Consider the following 21594-nt stretch of genomic DNA (forward strand, 5'->3'; position numbering starts at 1 on the left):
GTTGGGGCGCACGGGAATCCTGGACGGCGTGAATCGGCCGTACCGCTGGGATCTCGTGCGCCCCGACCAGCTCGGGACGCTACTGGAGCGCGCCGGAAAGCCGACGCTGTGGTTTCTGGACGAGCTGATCGAATGCGCCGCGAAGGTGATCGCCCGCGCCGGTGACGCGGATCTGTACTTCGTCGGGCGCTCCGCGGACAGCGTGCACGACCTGCTGAGCGGAACCCCTTGGCGGGAAAGGATCCATCAGTTGCCGCTGTCGTTCGCGGGCACCTGGGACGGCCTGTCGGAGTCCGATGTGGACACCCTTCGCGGATATCTCGCCTCGGCGGGCCTGAGCCCGCACGACCTGGCGCGCGGACGGCCGAAGGTATTCGTCGACCTCGTCTACACAGGACAGACGTTCACCGGGCTCTACGGACTGCTGCGAAGGTGGATCGACGATGAACGCGAGGCCTGGAGCATCATCCGCGGGCGGCTCCGGTTCCTCGGGATCACCATCCGCGAGGACACGAGCCCGTCGGCCTTCCGCTGGCAGCAGCAGTTCACCTGGCCCGCCGACCTGCCCGCGCACGCCGTGCGGAACATCTCGCTCGACGAGCCGGTCTGGCTCTACTTCGGGAACACCCAGCCCAAGCTCACGGCGTCGTTCCCGCGGCCGCGCTGGTCGGACGAGAACGGCCGCGCGCCGGAGCATTCGGAAATGCGGCTGCGGGGGCTGGCCGAGGCGGTCGCGATCGTCGAGGCGGGGCGCTCGAAGGCGGGGCGGGACCTGCTGGTGCGGCATCTGCGGAAGGAACCGGCGATGGCGGAGAGCTGGCTGCGGACGCTGATCACGCGACTGCGCTGATCTGGCCACGTGACTCGCGTGCTTGGAGGCGTAACTCGCGTGATCAGACGCCGTGCACCCGAGTTACGCCTCCAAGCACGCAAGTTACGCCGCCAAGCACGCGAGTTACGGGTTTCGTCCCGGCGAAGGGGCCCGGCCGCACACGACGCGTGACCGACAGCCGCCCGACACCGAACCCTCAGGTCGTCCACAGGAAACAGGCGGATCCTGGAAGTGGGCAGGGAATCACCCAGGGGTGAGGAGAAGACCATGAGGGAGCTTCCACACTGGCACACGGCGAGCGCGCGGGGGCCGCGCGAGCACAACGCGGACGCCGTCGCGGCGTACGCGGCCCCGGGCGGCAGGGGGATGGTGTTCGCGCTGGCCGATGGAGTCGGAGATCACCCGAACGCGGCACGCGCGGCCCGGACGGCGGCCTCAGCGGCGGCAAGGACACCGGTCGACCAGGGGGCGGCCGGGGCCGTTCTCGCAGCTCAGCGGGCCGTGCTCGCCCTCGGCGAGACCGGTGACTGCGTCCTCGTCGTGGCCGTGCGGACCGACGAGGGGTATGGCATCGCGTGGGTCGGGGACGCACGGGCGTACGCTTGGGACGGTTACACCGTGCGGCAGGTGACGAAGGACCATACGCTCGCGCAGTACTTCCGCGACCACGGACAACCCGTGACACCGCGGATGGAACACGTCGTCACCACCAGCGTCCGCACGGCCGGTGCGCACGAGATCGGCACGGCCAGCGTCACGACCGGCGGACTTCTGCTCACCAGCGACGGTGTGCACAAGACGCTCAGCGGCCCGACCATGCTCGACATCCTCGGGATGCCGGACAGGGCGGCCACCGAGCTGGTGCGGACGGCGATCTCGCTCGGTGGCTCCGACAACGCCACCGTGCTCGTGGTGGATCCGCCCGGCGCGGAGGTCACCACGGAAAAGTTTCGCGTCGCGGCCTGAACCGGGCGGTCAGGCCGCGACGCGATCCCGTTTGAGCTGCCGGTACTCGCGCAGGACCAGCACGACGATCACCACGTCGAGGGCGGCGAAGAACGGAAGCGCGAGTGAGTGCGTGTGGATCGCACGGAAGATCTCGTAGACCACGAACGCCGAGAGCACCACGGCGGCGACGGGGTACGCCCGCATCACCTTCTTCGCCAGCGCCCAGACCAGGCCGAGTTTGATGAGTCCGTGCGCCACGAGGTACACGACGGCGAACGTCCGGCCTTCGGCGAAGTGACCGGCGGCGAGTTCGAGGTGCCGGGCCAGCGTCCCTTCGGGGTCGCCGAGCAGATCCCGGGTGACGACGGCGTGCGCGAAACCGGAGATGACCGACGCCGGCACGATCAGCAGGATCAGCCCGCCCACCAGCTGTAACGCGCCGTCGAGCCCCTTCAGGGTGATGGCGATCCGGAACAGCTTCTCGGTGCTCATGTCACCTCACCCTGCCGCACCCCGCCGCCGCGCGCAGCCGCCGTCACCGGAACAGGCGGTCCCGGCAGGTCGGGCACCGCTCGTGGCGGGCGGTCCGCCCGGAGAGGTCCCTGCCGTAGAAGGGGAAGCACGGCGCACCGCAGAGGGCGAGATAGATCCGCCCGCAGCGCAGCGGCCGCTCGCCGACCTGGTGGGCCACGACCAGCGCCCGGTGGTGCGCGCCCGCTTCGGGCAGCCAGCCGTTCTCGGGCAGCATCGCGAGCACGTCGGCGTTGACGTCGTCCGAGCGGCGGAGCAGTGCCGTACCCAGTTCGGTGAGCCGTTCCCCGAGATCACGGAGGACGTCGGCGCGCGGCACGTCCTCCTCGACCATCCGGGTGACGAAGCTGATGTCGGTGCTCAAGGAGCCGTGGAGGTCCCGGAGCCGGTCGAGCAGGCGGTGATCCATGCCCTTCCATTAAGACGTTGCGCCCGGGCAAGGAAAGACTCAGGAGGCGTGGGTGACACGGCCGTCCATGACCGTGGCGGTGATCGGGATGTCGCGCAGGCCCGCCGGCGACAGCCGCGCCGGATCCACCGCGGTGACGACCAGATCCGCCACGTCCCCGACGGCCAGCCCGGTCCGGCCACCTGACGACGCCGCGAGCGCGGCCTCCAGCGGCATGGCCTGCTCGGGATGCCACGGCGGACGCTCGTCGTCGGTGCGGCTGACCGCCGACGCGATCGCGTCCCACGGATCCAGCGGCGCGACCGGCGCGTCCGAGCCGAACTCCAGCGTCACCCCGGAGCGATGCAACGCGCCGTACGGGAAGGCCCGATCGGTCCAGCCGTGCCAGTGCCGGTCGGCGACGTCGCGGTCGTCCGGCTGATGGGCGGGCTGCACACTCGCCACGACTCCCAGCTCGGCGAAACGCGCGACGTCCTCGGCGCGCAGGAGTTGCGCGTGCTCGATACGGCCCGCGCGGCCGACCTTCGCGAAGGCGTCGAGCGCGATCTTGTTGGCGTGGTCGCCGATCGCGTGCACCGCGGGCGAAAGGCCGTGCTCGGATGCCTTGCGCATCAACGGTTCCAGCTCCTCGGGCGGCAGTTCGAGCAGTCCGTGGGACTCGGTTCCGGCGTAGTGACCCACGCAGTACGCGGTGCGCGTGTTCAGCGAACCGTCGACGAACAGCTTGAACGGGCCGACCGTGAGCAGCCCGCCGCTGTCCTCCAGGACGTCCCCGGACCGGTGGCCGCGTTCGATGGCGGTGTCGAGCAGGTACTTCGCGATCACGCAGGAAACCCGGACCGGCAGGGGTTTCCGTGCCAGCCGTCGCCGCCAGTCGGTGACCGTGTCGGCGTATTCGTAGTCGACGATCCTGGTGACACCGCGGGCGGCCGCCGCGTCGAGGGCGTCGGCCACCCAGCCGTCGATGACGTCCTCGGGAGCGATCGGGAGTTCGGCCGTCGCGCTCATGCAATCGTTCTCCAGCAGCACCCCGGTCGGATGCTCGCGGCCGATGAGCTTCAGCGCGGCCGGGCTGAGCCACAACGTGTGGAGGTCGGCGCTGAACAGCGCGACCGGATGCCCTGGCAAGGCTTTCCGCAGCAGATCCTTGTGCGGGGCGTCGGGCCAGAGACCGTCGCGGAACCCGGCACCGAGCACGAGCTCGCCGGGCGGCGCCGGATGTGCCAGCAGATGGGCGAGCACGAGATCGACCGCGTGCGCCGCGGAGGTCGCCTCCCCCAGCGGGATCCGGCGGCGCGCGGCCGACCACTGGGCGGTGTGCACATGCGCGTCGACCAGACCGGGCAGCAGGGTGCCGCCGTGCCCGTCCAGGATCTCCGACGCCTCACCCGCCTGCCCCGGGCCCGCGATGGCCGCGATCCGGCCGCCCTCGATCCGCACGTCCGACAGGGAACCCGCCAAGCCGACCCGGACCCGGCGCAAGAGAAGATCGTCCACGCCCTCACCTTGCCAGCCCGCCCGCGTTTAGTCCTCTGGATGCGCTCCTTGCGCACGCCCCCGACCGCGTTTCGTCCTCTGAACGCGGTGGTTCGCGATGCCAACTACCGCATTCAGAGGACGAAATGCGCGGGATCAGGAGCGGGCGAAGGTGAGCTTTCCGAGCGCGGCGACCAAAGGCGCGAGTTCGGGGAGTTCTTCGGCGGCGGCGAGCGCCTCGGTGAGGACGGTGTCGTGCGTCGGCCGTGCGGCCGCGAGCAGCTCCTGCCCCGCCGGAGTGACCTCCGTGTAGATCCCCCGCCGGTCGTCCGGGCACAGGTACCGCTGCAGCAGCCCCCGGTCCTCCAGCCGCGACACCAGCCGGGTCGTCGCCGACTGGCTGAGCACGACGGCGTTCGACAGCTGGTTCATCCGCAGATGGAAACCGTCCTGACGGGCGAGCACGTCCAGCACGGTGTACTCACTGACGGACAGCGAGTGCTCCTGCGCCAGCGCGCGCTCCAGCGCGTCCTCGATCCGCGCGTGCAGTGCGGCCAGGGTCCGCCAGCCCTGCGCGCGTGCCTCCACGGCGTCGTCGGCCAGTGACACGGTTCACCTCTTCCCCGGTTGCCCGAGCTTCGTTGCGTCATGCATCATCAAGCGTGTGCAATATACGGCGCGTGCAACTATTTCGGACGCCCGTAGTTGCCAACGCCAGACAACACCACTCTACGGGAAGAAGTGAGCCTCCAATGCCTGCCGCCCTGCTCGCACTGGCGATCAGTGCCTTCGGTATCGGCACCACCGAGTTCGTGATCATGGGCCTGCTGCCCGAGGTCGCGGGCGACTTCGGCGTGTCCATCCCCTCCGCCGGGCTGCTGATCTCCGGATACGCGCTGGGCGTCGTGGTCGGCGCCCCGCTGCTGACCGCGCTCGCGTCGCGGGTGCCGCGTAAGACGGTGCTGGTCGGCCTGATGGTCCTGTTCATCGCCGGCAACGTCGTTTCCGCGCTGGCCCCCACCTACGGCCTGCTGATGACCGGCCGCGTGGTCGCCGCGCTCTCGCACGGCGCGTTCTTCGGTGTCGGCGCCGTCGTCGCCGCCTCACTGGTCGCGCCGAACAAGCAGGCCGGCGCCATCGCGATGATGTTCACCGGGCTGACCGTCGCCAATGTCCTCGGCGTTCCCGCCGGGACCGCGCTCGGCCAGGCACTGGGCTGGCGTTCGACGTTCTGGGCGGTCAGCGCGCTCGGCGTGATCGGCCTGATCGGGATCCTCGCGCTGGTCCCCGTGCAGGCGACGACGAAGAGCGCCGGACTGCGCAGCGAACTGGCCGTGTTCCGGCGTCCGCAGGTGTGGCTCGCGCTGGCGATGACCGCGCTCGGCTTCGCCGGGGTGTTCGCGTCCTTCACCTACATCGCCCCGATGATGACCGAGGTCGCCGGCTTCTCCCCCGGCGCGGTGACCTGGCTGCTGGTGCTGTTCGGCGGTGGCCTGTTCGTCGGCAACCTGCTCGGCGGCAAGGCGGCCGACCGGTCGCTGATGCCCAGCCTGTATGTCATCCTCGCCGTGCTCGCGGCCGTACTGGTCGTGTTCGTCTTCACCGCGCACTCCCAGCTCCCCGCCGCGATCACCATCGCGGTCTTCGGCGCCGCCGGTTTCGCGACCGTCGCGCCGCTGCAGGCCCGCGTCATGAACAAGGCCGAAGGCGCGCCCGCGCTGGCTTCGGCGGCCAACATCGCCGCGTTCAACCTCGGCAACGCCGGAGGCGCGTGGCTCGGCGGCAAGGCCATCGACGCCGGACTCGGCTACACCGCGCCCAACTGGATCGGCGCCGCGCTCGCGCTCGCCGGACTGCTGGTCGCGGTCTTCTCGGGCATGCTCGACCACGGGCGGCGAAAGGCTCGTCGCGCCGAACTGGCCCCCGCCGCCTGAACCGGAAACACCCACGAAAGGAACGCAAGTGACCGACATTCCCACCGTCGAGCTCAACAACGGGGTGGAGATGCCGCAGCTCGGGTTCGGCGTCTTCCAGGTGCCGGACGAGGAGACCACCGCCGCGGTCAAGACCGCGCTGGACGCGGGCTACCGCAGCATCGACACCGCCGCCATCTACGGCAACGAAGCGGGCGTCGGCAAGGCACTCGCCGAGTCCGGGATCGCCCGCGACGAGCTGTTCATCACCACCAAACTGTGGAACAGCGAACAGGGCTACGACGCCACGCTGAAGGCGTTCGACGCCAGCATGGCCAAGCTGGGCCTCGAGCAGCTGGACCTCTACCTCATCCACTGGCCGACACCGGAGCGCGATCTCTACCGCGACACGTGGAAGGCCTTCGAGAAGCTCTACGCCGACGGCCGGGTGCGCGCGATCGGCGTGTCCAACTTCCAGCCCGCGCACCTCGAACGGCTTCTCGACGCCGGCTCGGTGACCCCGGCGGTCAACCAGGTCGAGGTGCACCCGTACCTGCAGCAGGCCGCAGTGCGCGAATTCGACGCGAAGCACGGCATCGCGACCGAGGCGTGGAGCCCGCTGGCCAAGGGCGGCGACCTGCTCGGCGAGGGCGCGATCACCGCGCTGGCTTCGAAGCACGGCCGCACGCCGGCGCAGATCGTCCTGCGGTGGCACCTTCAGCTCGGCAACGTCGTCATCCCGAAGTCCGTGACACCGTCGCGGATCAAGGAGAACCTCGACGTCTTCGGGTTCACGCTGTCGGAGGAGGACATCGCTTCGCTGTCCGTGCTGGACCGCGGTGAGCGGACCGGGCCGGATCCCGACACCTTCAACGTCGCCTAGTCATAAGGCTCGTGAGTGGTAAGGACGGTTAGAACCGTCCTTACCACTCACGAGGCTCCGGGCTTTCCCAGGTAGCGGGCGTAGCGCTTTGTTTTCGCACGAGCCCGCTGTGTAGCCGGTTACTATTCGGCCGCACAGACGGCACTTGTGCGAAAAGAGGTAACCGGACGATGCAGGCCCGAGGACGCGCCGTCCTCGCGACACTTCTGCTCGTGGCGTTCCCAGTGGTGGTCGTCGCGGTGGGTGTCGCCAGTGTGCTGGCGGGCCTGCGGATCCAGGGCAAGATCGGCACCTACGTCATGCTCGGCGGGCTCGCGATCATGATCGCGCTCGGCTTCGGGCTGCTGAGCGCGCTGCGGGCGCGGCGTCCACCGATCGAGGGGCCGCGGCTGGACCGCGACGCGCATCCCGCGCTGTGGGAGATGATCGACGACCTCGCCGCCCAGGTGAAGACGCGCCCGCCGGACGAGATCGTGCCGATCGGCGAGATCAACGCCGCGGTCAGCGAGGACGCCCGGTTCCTCGGTCTGCGGCCGGGCCGCCGCACGATGCTGATCGGGCTGCCGCTGCTGGCCGCACTGAGCGTGAGCGAACTGCGCGCGGTGCTCGCGCACGAACTAGGCCACTACAGCGGCGGCCACACCCGCCTGCTCGCGCTGACCTACCGCGGCACCCAGACGCTCGCCTTCACCGTCGACAGGCTGGACGGTGGTCCCGCCAGGGCCCTGCTCTCCGCCTACTCGAAGCTGTACCTCCTGGTCGCGCGGTCGGCGAACCGGCGGCAGGAACTGCAGGCCGACGAGGCGTCCGTGCTCGCGGCGGGCAGCCGGACGGCGGCCGCGGCGCTGCGGAAGGTCGCGACGCTGAGCCCGCTGTGGAAGGACTACTCCGAGCGCTATCTCTCGCTCGGCGCGACGGCACGGCGTACTCCCGCCGTGTTGCTGGGGTTCCGGTCGTACCTCAACCACCCCGTCCAGCGGGACTGGGTGACCGAGTACGCCGACGACATCATCGACGGCGAAGAGCTGTCGAAGTACGACAGCCATCCGCCCACGAAGCGGCGGATCGCCGCGCTGGCGGGCGTGCCGGACAACCCGGTGAAGCCGGACGCGCGGCCGGGCTGGTCGCTCCTGGGCGCGCCGAAGATCGACGTGCCCGAGGCGGAGCTGGAGGTGCTGGTCCGCGACGTCGGACCGCGCGCGGACTGGGACGAGGTCGTCAAACGCGCGGGCCGCGCGTCGGTGGCGGAGGGCGCGCGAATGCTGACCTCGGCCGGGATCGAGAGCAGGCTGGCGCCGCGCGGCACGATCGGCGAGGTCGTGCGGGTGCTGCGCGACGGAGACGCCGACGCGCTCGCCAAACCCCTGCGGGCACCGTCCCGCGAGGAGGGCCTCGAACTGCTCACCGAACTGTTCGCCGACACCGTCACCGCCGCGATGATCGACAACGGCGTCGCCGCGCACCGCCTGAACTGGGGCGGCGGCTGGGAACTGTGCCTCGGCGACGGCGAGCCGTTCGACGTCGCCGAACTGGTCGGCCCGGCGGTGCGGAGCCCGCGCGCGGTCGACGAACTGGTCCACAACCTGCAACTGCTGAGCGTGCCTGCCGGGTACTTCTGCAAACAGGAACCCCAGCCCGAGCCGGATCCCGCCGAAGCACGGATGCTCGGGATGTTCACCGCGCTCAAGGCCAAGCGGAAGCTCTACGACCTGATCGTCTGCGACACCGAAGTGGTGCTGCTGCCGATGGCGCGTTCGGTGCTGATCCGCCGCGGCCTCGCCGGCCTGATCGGGGCGCGCGGCGTGTCGGACCGCAAGCGGATCCGGAAGCTGCGCGAGCGCGGCCTCGACGATCTGCGCGCCGAACCGGGCGCCCGGCGGATCCCGTTCCCGGACATCGTCGCGGGCGGTTTCCCCCGCCGGAAGCTCACCGCGTACCTGACGCTGGAGTTGTCCGACGGCGAGACGCTGGAACTGGCCTTCACCGGCAACACCGAGGACTTCGGGACCGCCCACGACGAACTGACGGCGTTCTTCGGCTCGCTGAGGGCTTGACGCTCCGCGACGTCGTGAGTGGCGATTCGGGTCAGAACACGAATATGGACACAAGGCACTGCCGACTCCCATCGACCATGCCGCGAAGGCCTCATTACCACCCGAAGTCGGCGCGCAGGGCCGCCGCATGAGTTACCTGACGGCCCGGCCGCCCCGAATCGCCTAAGGCTTGATCCCCACACCGCCGAGGCTCAGGTGGTTCAGCTCGGTCAGCGGGGCGAGCCGCGGGCCCTCCGGCCACCATTCGTGCAGGTGGACGACGCCCGGCTCGAGGATCTCCAGCCCGTCGAACAGTGACTCGATCTCGTCGCGGCCGCGGTGCACGGTGCGGTGCCCGGTGCTCGCCATGAGGTCGTCGAGCTTCCGGGCGAGCGCGCCGCGTGCGCCCTCGCCCGGGGTGAAGTCGTGGGTGATCAGCACGTAGGAGCCCGGCGCGATCGCGTCGACGTAGGCGCGGACGACGGCCCGCGCCTCGCCGAGGTCTTCGATGTGGTGCAGCACCGAGTTCAGGATCACCGCGATCGGGCGGTCGAACTCGAGGTGCTGGGCGACCACCGGATCGGCGAGGGTCTGCTCCGGATCGGCCGGATCCGCGCCGCTCACGTGTACGAGGAGGTCCTCCAGCAGCGCCAGCCCGTGCGCCTGGACGACCGGGTCGTGGTCGACGTACACGACCAGCGCGTCCGGGTTGTACCGCTGCGCCGCCTGATGCGTGTTCTCCGAGGTGGGCAGGCCGGAGCCCAGGTCGAGGAACTGGTCGATACCGCGGGCGTCGGCGAGGAAGCGGACCACCCGGTTCGCCCAGGAGCGGAACTCCTTGGCCATCGCCGCGGCGTCGGGGGCGATGGCGAGCAGGTCCTCGACCGCCCGCCTGTCGACCTCGTAGTGGTCGTGCCCGCCGAGAAGGACGTCCTTCATCCGGGCGAGGTTGGGCTTGCTGTAGTCGAGGGGAAGCGGGCGCCTCGGCACAGACCGGACCTCGTCCGAAGTCATGGACACGTTCCACCCTTCAGCCGCGCACGGGCAACGTGAACGCGCCCACGGCTCCCCTCGACATCGACGGACCGTACACAGATTACGACATGGCGTGCATCCAAGTGAACCTCCCCAAGGGCCTTGCCTACCTGCGGCGATCACCCGAAGACGAGCTCACGCCACGTGACACCGCCATCGGTGGTGCGGTACACCGCGGACCCACCTTCGGCGTCGGGAAGGCCGTCCACGACCACGCCGACCCGCTCGTCCGGGAAGTCCAGATCGTTGAGGCAGACGCCGCGGCCGCTGAGCACGGTCGTCGTCCAGGTCGATCCGCCGTCGGCGGTGCTGTGCAGGAATCCGGTGCCGCCGCCTTCCGCCGCGACGGTCGCCGCCGAGGGCGAAGCCGCGCTGAAGCTCTGGTTGATCCCGAGGGTGGGCGCCTGCCCCGTCCCGGTGAAGTACCCGCCGAGCTTCGGCGCGCGCCATAGCCGCCGGACGGTCGCCCCCGGCTGCGGCGTCCCCGGTCCCCCGCTGCACAGCGCCAGCACCTGTCCCCGCCGGACTCCGCTCAGCGAAGCCGTACTGTCCGCCGGGCAAGGCGCCGGCGCGGCCACGAAGGACAGGCCGTCCGACGACGTCCAGTACTTCTGGACGCGGTAGTCCGCCCCCATCGAAACCTGGATCCCGCCGCTGGTGGCGATGTCGCCGTAGGTCGAGGAACCGGTCACGGTGAATCCCGGGACCGGCAGGAGCAGCCGCGTGCCGGAGATCCCGGCGTACAGCGTCGTCGTCGACGGGGTGCCGAATCCGGTGACCATCGCGAACACCCGCGGACCCGCTTCGGCGATCTTCGAAATATAGAAGGGTTCCCGGACCCCGGCGAGGCGGACCTCGGACCATTTGACGCCACCGTCGTGGCTGGCGAGCAGCCTGGTGCCGTCGGAGAGGAACGCGTCGCGCTCGTCGACCACCGTGAGTTTGACCTGATTGTGGTTGTCCGGCAAGGAGATCGGCGGTTCACCGACGCGGCGCCACCGCTTCCCGCCGTCGGTGGTCGACAGCAGGGACGCGCACCATCCGGGTTTGCCGCACGGCGAGAACCCGAGGACGAAGCCGTGCCGCGGCCCCGTCCAGCTCGTCGAGGCGGGAGCGAAACCCTTGGGCACCAGCGCATCGGCGGCGGCGGGCGGGGTGAAGACGGCCAGGGCGGTCAGTGCGGTGGCGGCGAGCGCGGCCCACCGGTTCGGCTTCATGACCACGGGACGTCCGGCACCCGCCCGGGTTGCCCGCCGTTCGGGGTGAACCCGCAGATCATCTCCGGTACGCTCGCAAACCTTGTTTCGCCCGGGGCCGGACCGGGTATACGGCGTTCGGCCGGTGAGACGGAGGTAGCACCGATGGACGACGCGGGTGCGCGTGCTGGTGGTGATGAGGAAGAAGACCCCGGGACCACTCAGCGCCGGTTCAGCCTGAACGTCCACGACCCGGACCATTTGCCACGCAAACTCGCCGGCCGGTACGAGGTCGGGGAGCTGCTCGGCCGCGGCGCGACCGCGCGCGTGTTCCGCGCCTGGGACCTGCGCGAAGGGCGCGAAGTCGCGCTGAAACTGTTCCACGCGGACACGATGGCCAGGGACGAGCGCCGCCGGGAGCAGGAGATCCAGACCCTCAGCGCGGTCCGACACCCCGGGCTCGTCCCGCTGTACGACGCGGGCTCCGACGACGGCTACACCTACCTCACGATGCGCCTGGTCGAAGGCCCGAACCTCGCCCAGCGCCTGCGGTCCGGCCCGCTCCCCCAGGACGAGGTCGTCGAGCTGGCCGCCCGGCTGACCGACGCGCTCGCGCATGTCCATGCGCACGGCATCACCCACCGTGATCTGAAACCGGCGAACATCCTGATCGACGACGACGGTCCGTTGATCGGCGACTTCGGAGTGGCTCACGCCTTCGACGCGACCAGGGTGACCGAGACCGGCGGCGTCGTCGGAACGGCGGCGTACATGGCGCCCGAACAGGTCCGCGGCGAGAACGTCGGCCCGCCCGCCGACATCTATTCGCTCGGCCTCGTCCTGCTCGAATGCCTGTCCGGGGAGCGGGAGTACACCGGGACGCCGGTCGAGGCCGCGGTCGGGCGGCTGCACCGCCCGCCCCGAATCCCCGGCGGACTGTCGGCGACCATGACGACCTTGTTGCGCGGGATGACCGCGCGGAAGCCGTCGCAGCGGCCGACGGCCGCGGCCATCTCACGGATCCTGCTGGAGGATTCCACCGGGACGAAGGTGGTCCGGCTCGCGCCCGCGACCCGTAAGCGGGCGGCCGTGGTCGCCGCCGTCAGCGCGCCCGCCGCCGCGATCACCCTCGGCGTCATGCTGGCGCTCAACCAGACCGGAGCGCCCGCGCCTGCCCAGCCGAACGGAATGGTCCCCCCTGCGGTGACCGGATCGTCCGGCCCGGCGGCAGGCCGGGGACCGCAGTCCTCGGAGGCCGTCGAGGTGCCCACCCGCGGCCCGAAGGCGAGCAACGGCACGGTCGTGGTCACCGAAGCCGTCCCGGCTTCCGCGAAGCCGACCGGCGCCACCGGAAGCACCGGCGCCACCCCGGCACCGGACGGCACGACCGCTTCGAGCGACCGGCCCAGCACATCGACGAAGCCGAGCAAGAGCAGGCCTGGGCCTCCGACGAAGAGCAGCAGGCCCGGGCCCCCCGGCTGAGCGACCGCGCAGCAGAGTGTCCACTGTGGACGATGATGGGAGACGGCGATGACCTACATCAACGACCCGCGAGAGCCGCAGGAAGAGATCGTCGAACAGACACCCGCCAGGATCCGCGTCGTGCGTGTCGTCAACGCCGTCGTCCACGCGGTGTGCTGGATCTTCGCGCTGGTGCTGTTCGTGCACATCCTGCTGGTGTTCGGCGAAGCCAACCCGGGGAACGGGTTCGCGCAGCTGATCGATCAGTGGTCGCGCGCTGTCTCGCTCGGCCTGCGGAACCTGTTCACCCCGGAAGGCCTCAAACTGCGCACCCTGTTCAACGACGGTCTCGCCGCGTTGCTGTGGCTGATCATCGGCGGCGTGGTGACCGACCTCGTCTCGCGGATCGGCCTCCCCGGCCCGAAGCGGGTCTGGTACCGGCGATCACTCAGTTGAGCGAGCCCGGCTTCCCGTCCGCGGCGTCACCCGCCTGGGCCTGCTCGGCCTGAGCGTCGGTGACCTCCGGGGCGGCCGTGGTCTCCGCGGGCCGCGGGCGTTCCGGCTCGTGCTCTGTCTCGAAATGCTCGCGGCACCAACGGCCGTAGCGTCTGGCATGCACGGTCATCGCGGCACCTCCTTCTCCGCCACCCACGATCCCTCAGATCTGTGACGTGCGCCACTCGTTTATCCGGCGAACGCGGTGACGATCGCGGCGCAGAACGCGGGCAGGTCGTCCGGATTGCGGCTCGACGTGAGGTTTCCGTCGATGACGACCTCCTGGTCGACGACGGTGCCGCCGGCATTGCGGATATCGGTGCGCACGCTGGGGTACGACGTCAGTGTGCGGCCGCGGACGACGTCGGCCTCGACCAGCGTCCACGGCCCGTGACAGATCACGCCGACGGGTTTGCCGCTGGTCACGAACTCGCGCACGAAACGGACGGCGTTCTCGTCCGCGCGCAGATTGTCCGGATTCATCGTGCCGCCCGGCAGCACTAGCGCGTCGAAGTCGTCGACCGTGACGTCCTTGACGACGCGATCCACGGTGAACTTGCCCGCCTTGTCGATGTCGCCGTTCATGGCCTGGATCTCGCCGGGCTCCAGCGAGACGACTTCCGCCGTCGCCCCGGCGTCGGTGACCGCCTTGCGCGGCTCGACCAGCTCGACCTGTTCCACGCCGTCCGCGGCGAGGATGGCCACGCGGCGTCCGTTCAGCGATGTCGCCATCGGGTTCCCTCCTGAGGTCGTCGTCGCTCTCGGACTACCCCGGACCGCGACCGCCGAACCATGGGTATGAACTCCCGCCGCGGCGGGTATCAGCTCCCATGCGACTTCGGCGAGCGGACCTGGGGTCCCCCGGTATCCGGAGGCGGCGCAGAGGTCGTGGTTTCGGCTACCTGACCCCGGCCGGCGAGCCGCTGAAGGACAGGGAAACGATCGAGCGGATCGACCGGCTGGCGATCCCGCCCGCGTGGCGGCGCGTGTGGATCTCCCCGCACGAGAACGCCCACATCCAGGCGGTCGGCATCGACGACGCCGGGCGGAAGCAGTACCTCTACCACCCCGAATGGCGACGGGCCCGGGACGGGGAGAAACACGAGCGCGTCCTCGCGCTGGCACGAAAGCTGCCCAAGCTGCGCGAAGTGGTCCGGGAGGATCTCGACTCGCGCGGCCTGAAACGGGAACGCGTGCTCGCCGGCGCCCTGCGCATGATCGATCTCGGGGTCTTCCGCACCGGCGGCGAAAGCTACGCCGACGAGCACGGCACCCACGGGGTGGCGACGTTGCTGTGCGAACACGTCGAACTCCGCGGCGAATGCCTGGTGTGCGACTACCCCGCGAAGCACGGCATCCAGCGGAAGGTCCGGCTGCGGGACGAGGCACTGGCACGGCTGGTCCGCTCCCTCCGGCGGGTGCGGGGCGGCGACGTGCGCCTGCTCGCCTATCGCAACGGTGACGGCTGGCACGAGGTGAAGGCCGACGACATCAACGACCGGCTCCGGGAAATCGTCGGGGACGGCTTCACCGCCAAGGATCTGCGCACCTGGAACGCCACCGTCCTGGCCGCGTCGGCCTTCGCGGACACGGAAAAACCGTCCAGCGAACGAGGATTGAAGCGGGTCGAGAAGGCCGTGATGACGGAAGTCGCCGAAGGGCTCGGGAATACGCCCGCCGTGGCGCGGAGGTCCTATGTGGACCCACGGGTGATCGAGGCGTACCGGCGGGATCGGACCGTCGAACGCGCGGTACGGCGAGCCGCGAAGGCGGCCAGTCCCGACGAAGCCCGCGGCATCGTGGAGCGGGCGGTGGTACGGCTACTGAACGGGTCGTGAGGCTTCGATGGCGAGGACGGCGATGTCGTCGTGCGCCCCGCTGCCGAGCCATTCCCGCACCGCGGAACGGATCCGGGCGACGACCTCGCGGCCGGACAGCCCCTGGCACCCGGACAGCAGTTCACGCAGCCGCTCGTCCCCGAACAGGTCCGGCGGCCGCTCGTGGTGCCGCGCTTCGGTGATCCCGTCGGTGTAGAGCAGGCAGACGTCGCCCTCGGCCAGCCGGATGGCCGTCTCGGCGAACCGGGCCTGCGGCGAGATCCCGACCAGCGTGCCGGGCAGGGTGATCTCGTCGACCCCGCCGCGGCGGCGCACCACCAGCGGCGCGGGATGCCCGCCGGAGGCCAAGGTGACGTCGAGACCGTCTTCGCCCGCCAGCACCGAACCGAGCACCAGCGTGGCGAACCGGCCGCTGCCGCCGGTGATGAGCAGGGAGTTCAGCAGGCTCAGCAACGTCGTGTTGTCGTGCTCGACGAGGTCGAGCGCGGCGAGGGTCTGCCGGACCCGGCCGGTGAGCGCGGCCGCCTCGGCACCCTTGCCGCAGACGTCGCCGAGGACGAACATCGCGCTGCCGTCCTCGCGCGGCAGGACGTCGTAGAAATCGCCGCCGACGTCGAGCAGCCCGCTCGACGGCTCGTACCAGACATCGAACTTGACGCCGTGCACATCCGGCGGCGGTGTCGGGCGCAGCGTGGTCTCCAGACCGCGCGTGGCCTCTTCCTGGCGGGCGTAGCGGTGCGCGTTCGCCAGCGCCGTCCCGGCGGCGCGGGCGAACTCGGTCACCGCTCGCGGGTGGTCCTCGCCGAACGCGGGCGCGCCGCGCCTGCCGAGCACCACCGCGCCGGTGACCCCGGATCCGCCGTCGAATCCCAGTGAGACCACGGTCACCGACGAATGGACGGCGAGCCGTTCCGCGACGATCGCCGGCAGGGTCGCGATCTCCTCCTCCGGGACCGCTTTGGCTTCGAGTTCGTCCGTGGAGGCGAAAGTGCCGGCGAGCACCGGCGCCAGCTGGGCGGGGACGCGCCTGATCCGGCCGTGCCCGTGGGTGGTGCGGTGATCGCAGCTCCACCACTCCCACCGACCGCGAGTGGTCGGCAGCAGCACGAAGACACAGTCGGCGAGTTCGGCCGCGGCGACCTCGGCGATCACCCTCGCCGTCCCGTGCCTGCCCCGCGCGGAGGCGAGCCTGGGCGCCGAGGCGGCGAGGAAACCGTCCACGCGCGGGCCGTCGGCCGCGACCGCGGAGGTCACCGTCCACGCGTGCCAGCCGCCGGGCAACGTCCGGATCCGCGCGGGGAACCGACGGCCGGTGTGCTCGACATGCCCGACGTCGGGGCCTTCGGCGGTGAGCACCGGGCGGCCGCCGCCGAACAGCTCACGGGCGGCGGGATTCGACCAGCGCAGCGCGCCGCCGACGTCCTGCACGAGCACCGCGTCACGGACGTCTTCGAGCAGCTCGCGCCAGAACCGCCCGGATTCGGGCAGGGCTCCCTCACTCGTCGGGGGCGACGACTCCGAGGGGAGCGACGTCGAGGCCGGGGCGGGCCGTGACACCATTCCCGGACCTCCTCCTGCCTTGCGGGTAGCGCAGTGTGAGCGGGCGGACTGGCTCGAAGTGTAGGTCGAATCATGGCACGCTGATGCGACGACCATGGCTTGGCATGCGTGGTGGAGAGGGTCGACACAGATGACACAGCACTCCCAAAGGGACCGGATCCCCGTGGAAGGTGGTGGCGGCCAGGTGGACGAAGCGACCCTGGAACGCCTGCTCGCGGCGGCTCGTGACCTCGGGGACGGCAACTTCCGGCGGCGCCTCGTGGCGCACGGGGACGGGCTCGCGGCCCAGCTCGCGGGCGCCTTCAACGACATCGCCGAACGGAACCAGCGACTGGTGACCGAACTCCTGCGCGTCCGCGAGGCGGTCGGCAAGGAAGGCAGGCTGACCGAGCGGGTGGCGGCCGAGATCGGCCCCGGCGGCTGGGCCACCGCGGTGGATGTCGTCAACGGGCTGATCGAGGACGTGAGCAGGCCCACGGCCGAGCTCAACCGCGTGCTCGGGGCGGTCGCCGAGGGCGATCTGTCCGAACCGATGCCGCTGGAAGTCGGCGGGCGGCCGCTGCAGGGTCAGTTCGCCGAAGTCGCGAAGACGGTCAACGGCCTGATCAAGCAGCTTTCGCGGTTCGCGACCGAGGTCACCAGAGTGGCCCGCGAGATCGCCACCGAAGGACGGCTCGGCGGGCAGGCCGAGGTCCCTGGCGTGGCGGGCACCTGGCGTGATCTCACCGACAACGTCAACGTCATGGCCAGCAATCTGACCGACCAGGTGCGCAACATCGCCCAGGTGACCACCGCGGTGGCGCGCGGCGACCTGACCCAGAAGATCAACGTCGACGCGCGCGGCGAGATCCTGGAGCTCAAGAACACCGTCAACATCATGGTCGACCAGCTCTCGGCGTTCGCCGACGAAGTGACCCGCGTGTCCCGCGAGGTCGGCAGCGAAGGCCGTCTCGGCGGTCAGGCGCAGGTCCCCGGCGCCGCGGGCACGTGGCGCGACCTCACCGACTCGGTGAACCTGATGGCGGACAACCTGACCGACCAGGTCCGCAACATCGCCCAGGTGGCCACCGCGGTCGCGCAGGGCGACCTCTCGCAGAAGATCAACGTCGACGCCAAGGGCGAGATCCTCGAACTCAAGAACACGCTGAACACCATGGTCGACCAGCTGTCCTCGTTCGCGGACGAGGTCACGCGCGTGGCGCGCGAGGTCGGCAGCGAAGGCCGTCTCGGCGGCCAGGCGACCGTGCCGGGCGTGGCGGGCACCTGGCGCGGGCTCACCGACTCGGTGAACCAGATGGCGGACAACCTGACCGACCAGGTCCGCAACATCGCCCAGGTCACCACGGCGGTGGCGAAGGGCGACCTGACGCAGAAGATCACGGTCGACGCGCGCGGCGAGATCCTCGAACTGAAGACGACCGTCAACACGATGGTCGACCAGCTCTCGGCGTTCGCCGACGAGGTCACCCGGGTCGCCCGCGAGGTCGGCACGGAAGGTCAGCTCGGCGGCCAGGCGCAGGTGCCCGGGGTCGCCGGGACCTGGCGCGACCTCACCGGGTCGGTCAACTTCATGGCGAACAACCTCACCGCGCAGGTCCGGAACATCGCCCAGGTGGCGACGGCGGTGGCGAAGGGCGACCTGTCGCAGAAGATCGCCGTCGACGCCAAGGGCGAGATCCTCGAACTCAAGAACACGCTGAACACCATGGTGGATCAGCTGTCGGCGTTCGCGGACGAGGTCACCCGGGTCGCCCGCGAGGTCGGCAGCGACGGGCGGCTAGGCGGTCAGGCACAGGTGCCCGGCGTGGCCGGGACGTGGAAGGACCTCACCGACAACGTCAACTTCATGGCGAAGAACCTGACCGACCAGGTCCGGAACATCGCCCAGGTCACCACCGCCGTCGCGAAGGGCGACCTGACGCAGAAGATCATCGTCGACGCGCGCGGCGAGATCCTGGAGCTCAAGAACACCGTCAACATCATGGTCGACCAGCTGTCGGCGTTCGCCGACGAAGTCACCCGGGTGTCCCGCGAGGTCGGCACCGAGGGCAAGCTCGGCGGCCAGGCCCAGGTGCGCGGTGTCGCCGGGACGTGGAAGGACCTCACCGACAACGTCAACGTCATGGCCACCAACCTCACCGACCAGGTGCGGAGCATCGCGACGGTGACGACGGCGGTGGCGAACGGCGACCTGTCGAAGAAGATCTCGATCGACGCGCAGGGCGAGGTCGCGGTCCTCGCCGAGACGATCAACAGCATGGTCGAGACGCTGCGCGCCTTCGCCGACGAGGTCACCCGCGTCGCCCGCGAGGTGGGTACGGAAGGCATCCTCGGCGGCCAGGCCCGCGTGCCGAACGTGGCGGGCACGTGGAAGGCGTTGACGGACAACGTGAACGTCATGGCCGACAACCTGACCGGCCAGGTCCGCAGCATCGCGACGGTGACCACCGCGGTGGCGCAGGGCGATCTGTCGAAGAAGATCGACATCGACGCGCGCGGCGAGATCCTCGAACTCAAGACCACCATCAACACAATGGTCGACCAGCTCTCGGCCTTCGCCTCTGAAGTCACCCGCGTCGCCCGCGAGGTCGGCACGGACGGCACGCTCGGCGGTCAGGCGGAGGTGCCCGGTGTCGCGGGCACGTGGTCGCGGCTGACCGAAAGCGTGAACCAGCTGGCCGGGAACCTGACCACGCAGGTGCGGGCGATCGCGCAGGTGGCCACCGCGGTGACCGCAGGCGATCTGACCCGGCACATCACCGTCGACGCGTCCGGGGAGGTGGCCGAGCTCAAGGACAACATCAACCAGATGATCGCGAACCTGAAGGAGACCACCCGCGCGAACCGCGAGCAGGACTGGCTCAAGACCAACTTGGCCAGGCTGTCCGCGCTCATGCAGGGCCACCGGGACCTCGCGTCGGTGGCGTCGTTGATCCTGTCCGAGCTGACCCCGCTCGTGTCGGCGCAGCAGGGCGCGTTCTTCCTCGCCCGCGAAGACGAGCAGGAAGAGGTGGTCCTGGAGAGCATCGCGACCTACGGGCTGGCGAAATCCCAGACGGGCCTGCGGTTCTCCCCCGGCGAGTCGCTCATCGGACAGGCCGCCGTCGACCGCCGCACGATACTGGTCCACGAAGCCCCGCCGGAGTACGCGCTCATCTCCTCCGGGCTGGGTTCGGCCGCGCCGGTCAACGTGATCGTGCTGCCGGTGCTGTTCCAGGGCGAGGTGCTCGGGGTGCTGGAACTGGCGACCATCAACGCCTTCAGCACCGTCCACATCGACCTGCTGGAGCAGCTGAAGGAGACCATCGCGGTCAACGTCAGCACCATCCAGTCGAACTCGCGCACCGAGGCGCTGCTGACCGAATCCCAGCGCCTGGCGCAGGAACTGCGCGCGCGGTCCGAGCAGTTGCAGGCGCAGCAACGGGAACTGCGGCGGTCCAACACGGATCTGGCGGAGAAGGCGGCGCTGCTGGCCCAGCAGAACCGCGACATCGAGGTCAAGAACAGCGAGATCGAGCAGGCGCGGCAGGAACTCGAAGAGCGTGCCGGGCAGCTGACCATGGCGTCGCAGTACAAGTCCGAGTTCATGGCGAACATGTCGCACGAACTGCGGACGCCGCTCAACAGCGCGCTGATCCTCGCGAAACTCCTTTCGGAGAACCCGGACGGGAACCTGTCGGAGAAGCAGGTCCAGTTCGCCCGGACGATCTACTCGGCGGGCAGCGACCTGCAGCAGCTGATCAACGACATCCTCGACATGGCCAAGGTCGAGGCCGGTCACCTGGACCTGCAGATGTCCGACGTCACGCTGCCCGAACTGGTCGAGTACGTCGAATCGATCTGCCGTCCGCTCACTTCGGACAAGGGCCTGGAGTTCGCCGTCCTGATCGACCCGCCTGTGCCGTCGTCGATCCACACCGACGAACACCGTTTGCAGCAGGTACTGCGGAACCTGCTGTCCAACGCGGCGAAGTTCACCGACGAGGGCGGGGTGCGCCTGCACATCCGGATGGCCGATCCGGGCGAGGTCGAAGCCGACTCGCTCCGCAACGCTCCCGGCGTCCTCGCGTTCGCCGTCGAGGACACCGGGATCGGCATCGCGCCGGACAAGCTCGCGATCATCTTCGACGCGTTCCGCCAGGCCGACGGCACCACCAGCCGCAAATACGGCGGCACCGGGCTGGGGCTGTCGATCAGCCAGCAGCTGACGGAACTGCTCGGCGGCGAACTGCGCGTCCGCAGCGAACCCGGCAAGGGCAGCACGTTCACCCTGTACCTGCCGGTGAGCGCGGCGAACCTGGTGGTCCCGACCACCGCCGCGGCCGACGGTGTCCCGCTGATCATGGCCGTGCCGCAGGTGGCCCCCTCCGCGCCGTCACAGCGGTTCCACGGCGAGAAGATCCTGATCGTCGACGACGACCTGCGCAACGTCTTCGCGCTGGCCGCCGTGCTGGAGCGCAACGGCCTGGAGGTCATCTACGCCGAGACCGGCGTCGCGGGCATCCGGGCGCTGGAACGGCACGAGGACACCGCGCTCGTCCTGATGGACGTGATGATGCCCGAACTGGACGGCAACGCCACGATCACCGCGATCCGCGCCGAGGCCGCACACGAAGACCTGCCCGTGATCGCCGTCACGGCGAAGGCGACCGCGGAGGACAAGGCGCGGACGCTCGCTTCGGGCGCGGACGACTACGTGACCAAGCCGGTCGACACGGACAAGCTGCTGGACCTGATCGCCGCGCACCTGGAGGCGGATGCCGCCTCCAGCGGCCTCTCGCAGGCCGTGACGGGCGCCGGTGACGAATCGGAAGTCGGCGCGGACTGAGACTTCGGTCCAGGTGGTCGTGAGTGGGGTTTCGGGTTCTAACCCGAAACGCCACCCCCGACCCCCTCGACCCGGAGCTTCTCCCGCGCTTCCCCCCCCCCAAGGGAGAACGGCCAGGTGGGAGTGGTGGTGGTGGAAGACAAGCGGCTGCTGGCG

Annotated in this window: 18 protein-coding genes; 9 read left to right on the forward strand and 9 right to left on the reverse strand. The window is 70.1% G+C overall.

Features of this window, described 5'->3' with window-relative positions; translation table 11 throughout:
- Positions 1–28 precede the first annotated feature (28 nt).
- Together AC069H_RS11520 and AC069H_RS11525 are read left to right on the forward strand one after the other, a co-directional pair.
- The gene (locus AC069H_RS11520; protein WP_478232182.1) at positions 29–850 is read left to right on the forward strand and encodes a hypothetical protein; all 822 of its coding nucleotides are present in this window, start codon (positions 29–31) and stop codon (positions 848–850) included.
- 249 nt (positions 851–1099) lie between these two features.
- Entirely contained in the window at positions 1100–1798 is a 699-nt protein-coding gene (locus AC069H_RS11525; RefSeq protein ID WP_478232183.1) for a PP2C family protein-serine/threonine phosphatase, read from the forward strand.
- Positions 1799–1807: 9 nt separating this feature from the next.
- Here the strand turns inward: AC069H_RS11525 and AC069H_RS11530 are convergent, their stop codons facing one another.
- From AC069H_RS11530 to AC069H_RS11545, 4 genes are all read right to left on the reverse strand, one after another.
- Entirely contained in the window at positions 1808–2272 is a 465-nt protein-coding gene (locus AC069H_RS11530) for a DUF2127 domain-containing protein (protein WP_478227632.1), read from the reverse strand.
- Between the two features lie 43 nt (positions 2273–2315).
- Positions 2316–2720, reverse strand: coding sequence for a hypothetical protein (locus tag AC069H_RS11535; RefSeq protein ID WP_340687656.1), 405 nt, complete (start codon positions 2718–2720; stop codon positions 2316–2318).
- Between the two features lie 39 nt (positions 2721–2759).
- Entirely contained in the window at positions 2760–4217 is a 1458-nt protein-coding gene (locus AC069H_RS11540; RefSeq protein WP_478232184.1) for an amidohydrolase, read from the reverse strand.
- 135 nt (positions 4218–4352) lie between these two features.
- The gene (locus tag AC069H_RS11545) at positions 4353–4805 is read right to left on the reverse strand and encodes a MarR family winged helix-turn-helix transcriptional regulator (RefSeq protein WP_034313971.1); all 453 of its coding nucleotides are present in this window, start codon (positions 4803–4805) and stop codon (positions 4353–4355) included.
- A gap of 143 nt (positions 4806–4948) precedes the next feature.
- Here AC069H_RS11545 and AC069H_RS11550 point away from each other — a divergent pair, with 143 nt between their 5' ends.
- The 3 genes from AC069H_RS11550 (at position 4949) to AC069H_RS11560 (ending at position 9046) form a co-directional block, all read left to right on the forward strand.
- The gene (locus AC069H_RS11550) at positions 4949–6130 is read left to right on the forward strand and encodes an MFS transporter (protein ID WP_478227629.1); all 1182 of its coding nucleotides are present in this window, start codon (positions 4949–4951) and stop codon (positions 6128–6130) included.
- 28 nt (positions 6131–6158) lie between these two features.
- Positions 6159–6992 carry an aldo/keto reductase gene (locus AC069H_RS11555; protein ID WP_478232185.1) on the forward strand — a complete coding sequence of 278 codons (834 nt, stop codon included), beginning with the start codon at positions 6159–6161 and terminating at the stop codon, positions 6990–6992.
- A gap of 170 nt (positions 6993–7162) precedes the next feature.
- Positions 7163–9046: a M48 family metalloprotease gene (locus AC069H_RS11560; protein WP_478232186.1), complete on the forward strand. Its 1884-nt coding sequence runs from the start codon at positions 7163–7165 to the stop codon at positions 9044–9046.
- Between the two features lie 162 nt (positions 9047–9208).
- Here the strand turns inward: AC069H_RS11560 and AC069H_RS11565 are convergent, their stop codons facing one another.
- Both AC069H_RS11565 and AC069H_RS11570 read right to left on the reverse strand, forming a co-directional pair.
- Complete coding sequence (locus AC069H_RS11565) at positions 9209–10039, reverse strand: SAM-dependent methyltransferase (RefSeq protein ID WP_478232187.1); 831 nt, start codon at positions 10037–10039, stop codon at positions 9209–9211.
- Positions 10040–10179: 140 nt separating this feature from the next.
- Positions 10180–11277: a sialidase family protein gene (locus tag AC069H_RS11570; protein ID WP_478232188.1), complete on the reverse strand. Its 1098-nt coding sequence runs from the start codon at positions 11275–11277 to the stop codon at positions 10180–10182.
- Between the two features lie 144 nt (positions 11278–11421).
- On the opposite strand from AC069H_RS11570, the gene AC069H_RS11575 reads away from it, so the two are divergent.
- Both AC069H_RS11575 and AC069H_RS11580 read left to right on the forward strand, forming a co-directional pair.
- Positions 11422–12738: a serine/threonine-protein kinase gene (locus tag AC069H_RS11575; RefSeq protein ID WP_478232189.1), complete on the forward strand. Its 1317-nt coding sequence runs from the start codon at positions 11422–11424 to the stop codon at positions 12736–12738.
- Positions 12739–12786: 48 nt separating this feature from the next.
- Entirely contained in the window at positions 12787–13173 is a 387-nt protein-coding gene (locus tag AC069H_RS11580) for a hypothetical protein (protein ID WP_478232190.1), read from the forward strand.
- Here AC069H_RS11580 and AC069H_RS11585 read toward each other — a convergent pair.
- Together AC069H_RS11585 and AC069H_RS11590 are read right to left on the reverse strand one after the other, a co-directional pair.
- Positions 13166–13342: a hypothetical protein gene (locus tag AC069H_RS11585; RefSeq protein WP_478232191.1), complete on the reverse strand. Its 177-nt coding sequence runs from the start codon at positions 13340–13342 to the stop codon at positions 13166–13168. The two genes, AC069H_RS11580 and AC069H_RS11585, sit on opposite strands and share 8 nt — an antisense overlap.
- A 59-nt stretch (positions 13343–13401) precedes the next feature.
- Positions 13402–13944 (reverse strand): type 1 glutamine amidotransferase domain-containing protein, encoded by a 543-nt coding sequence (locus AC069H_RS11590; RefSeq protein WP_478232192.1) that lies wholly within the window; start codon positions 13942–13944, stop codon positions 13402–13404.
- Between the two features lie 98 nt (positions 13945–14042).
- On the opposite strand from AC069H_RS11590, the gene AC069H_RS11595 reads away from it, so the two are divergent.
- Positions 14043–15050, forward strand: coding sequence for a DNA topoisomerase IB (locus AC069H_RS11595; RefSeq protein ID WP_478232193.1), 1008 nt, complete (start codon positions 14043–14045; stop codon positions 15048–15050).
- Here AC069H_RS11595 and AC069H_RS11600 read toward each other — a convergent pair.
- Entirely contained in the window at positions 15033–16610 is a 1578-nt protein-coding gene (locus AC069H_RS11600; RefSeq protein ID WP_478232194.1) for a SpoIIE family protein phosphatase, read from the reverse strand. The two genes, AC069H_RS11595 and AC069H_RS11600, sit on opposite strands and share 18 nt — an antisense overlap.
- Before the next feature lie 130 nt (positions 16611–16740).
- Between AC069H_RS11600 and AC069H_RS11605 the strand changes: the two genes are divergently transcribed.
- Positions 16741–21438 (forward strand): HAMP domain-containing protein, encoded by a 4698-nt coding sequence (locus AC069H_RS11605; RefSeq protein ID WP_478227619.1) that lies wholly within the window; start codon positions 16741–16743, stop codon positions 21436–21438.
- Positions 21439–21594: the final 156 nt, after the last annotated feature.

This window comes from Amycolatopsis sp. NPDC043887 (genome assembly GCF_056435665.1).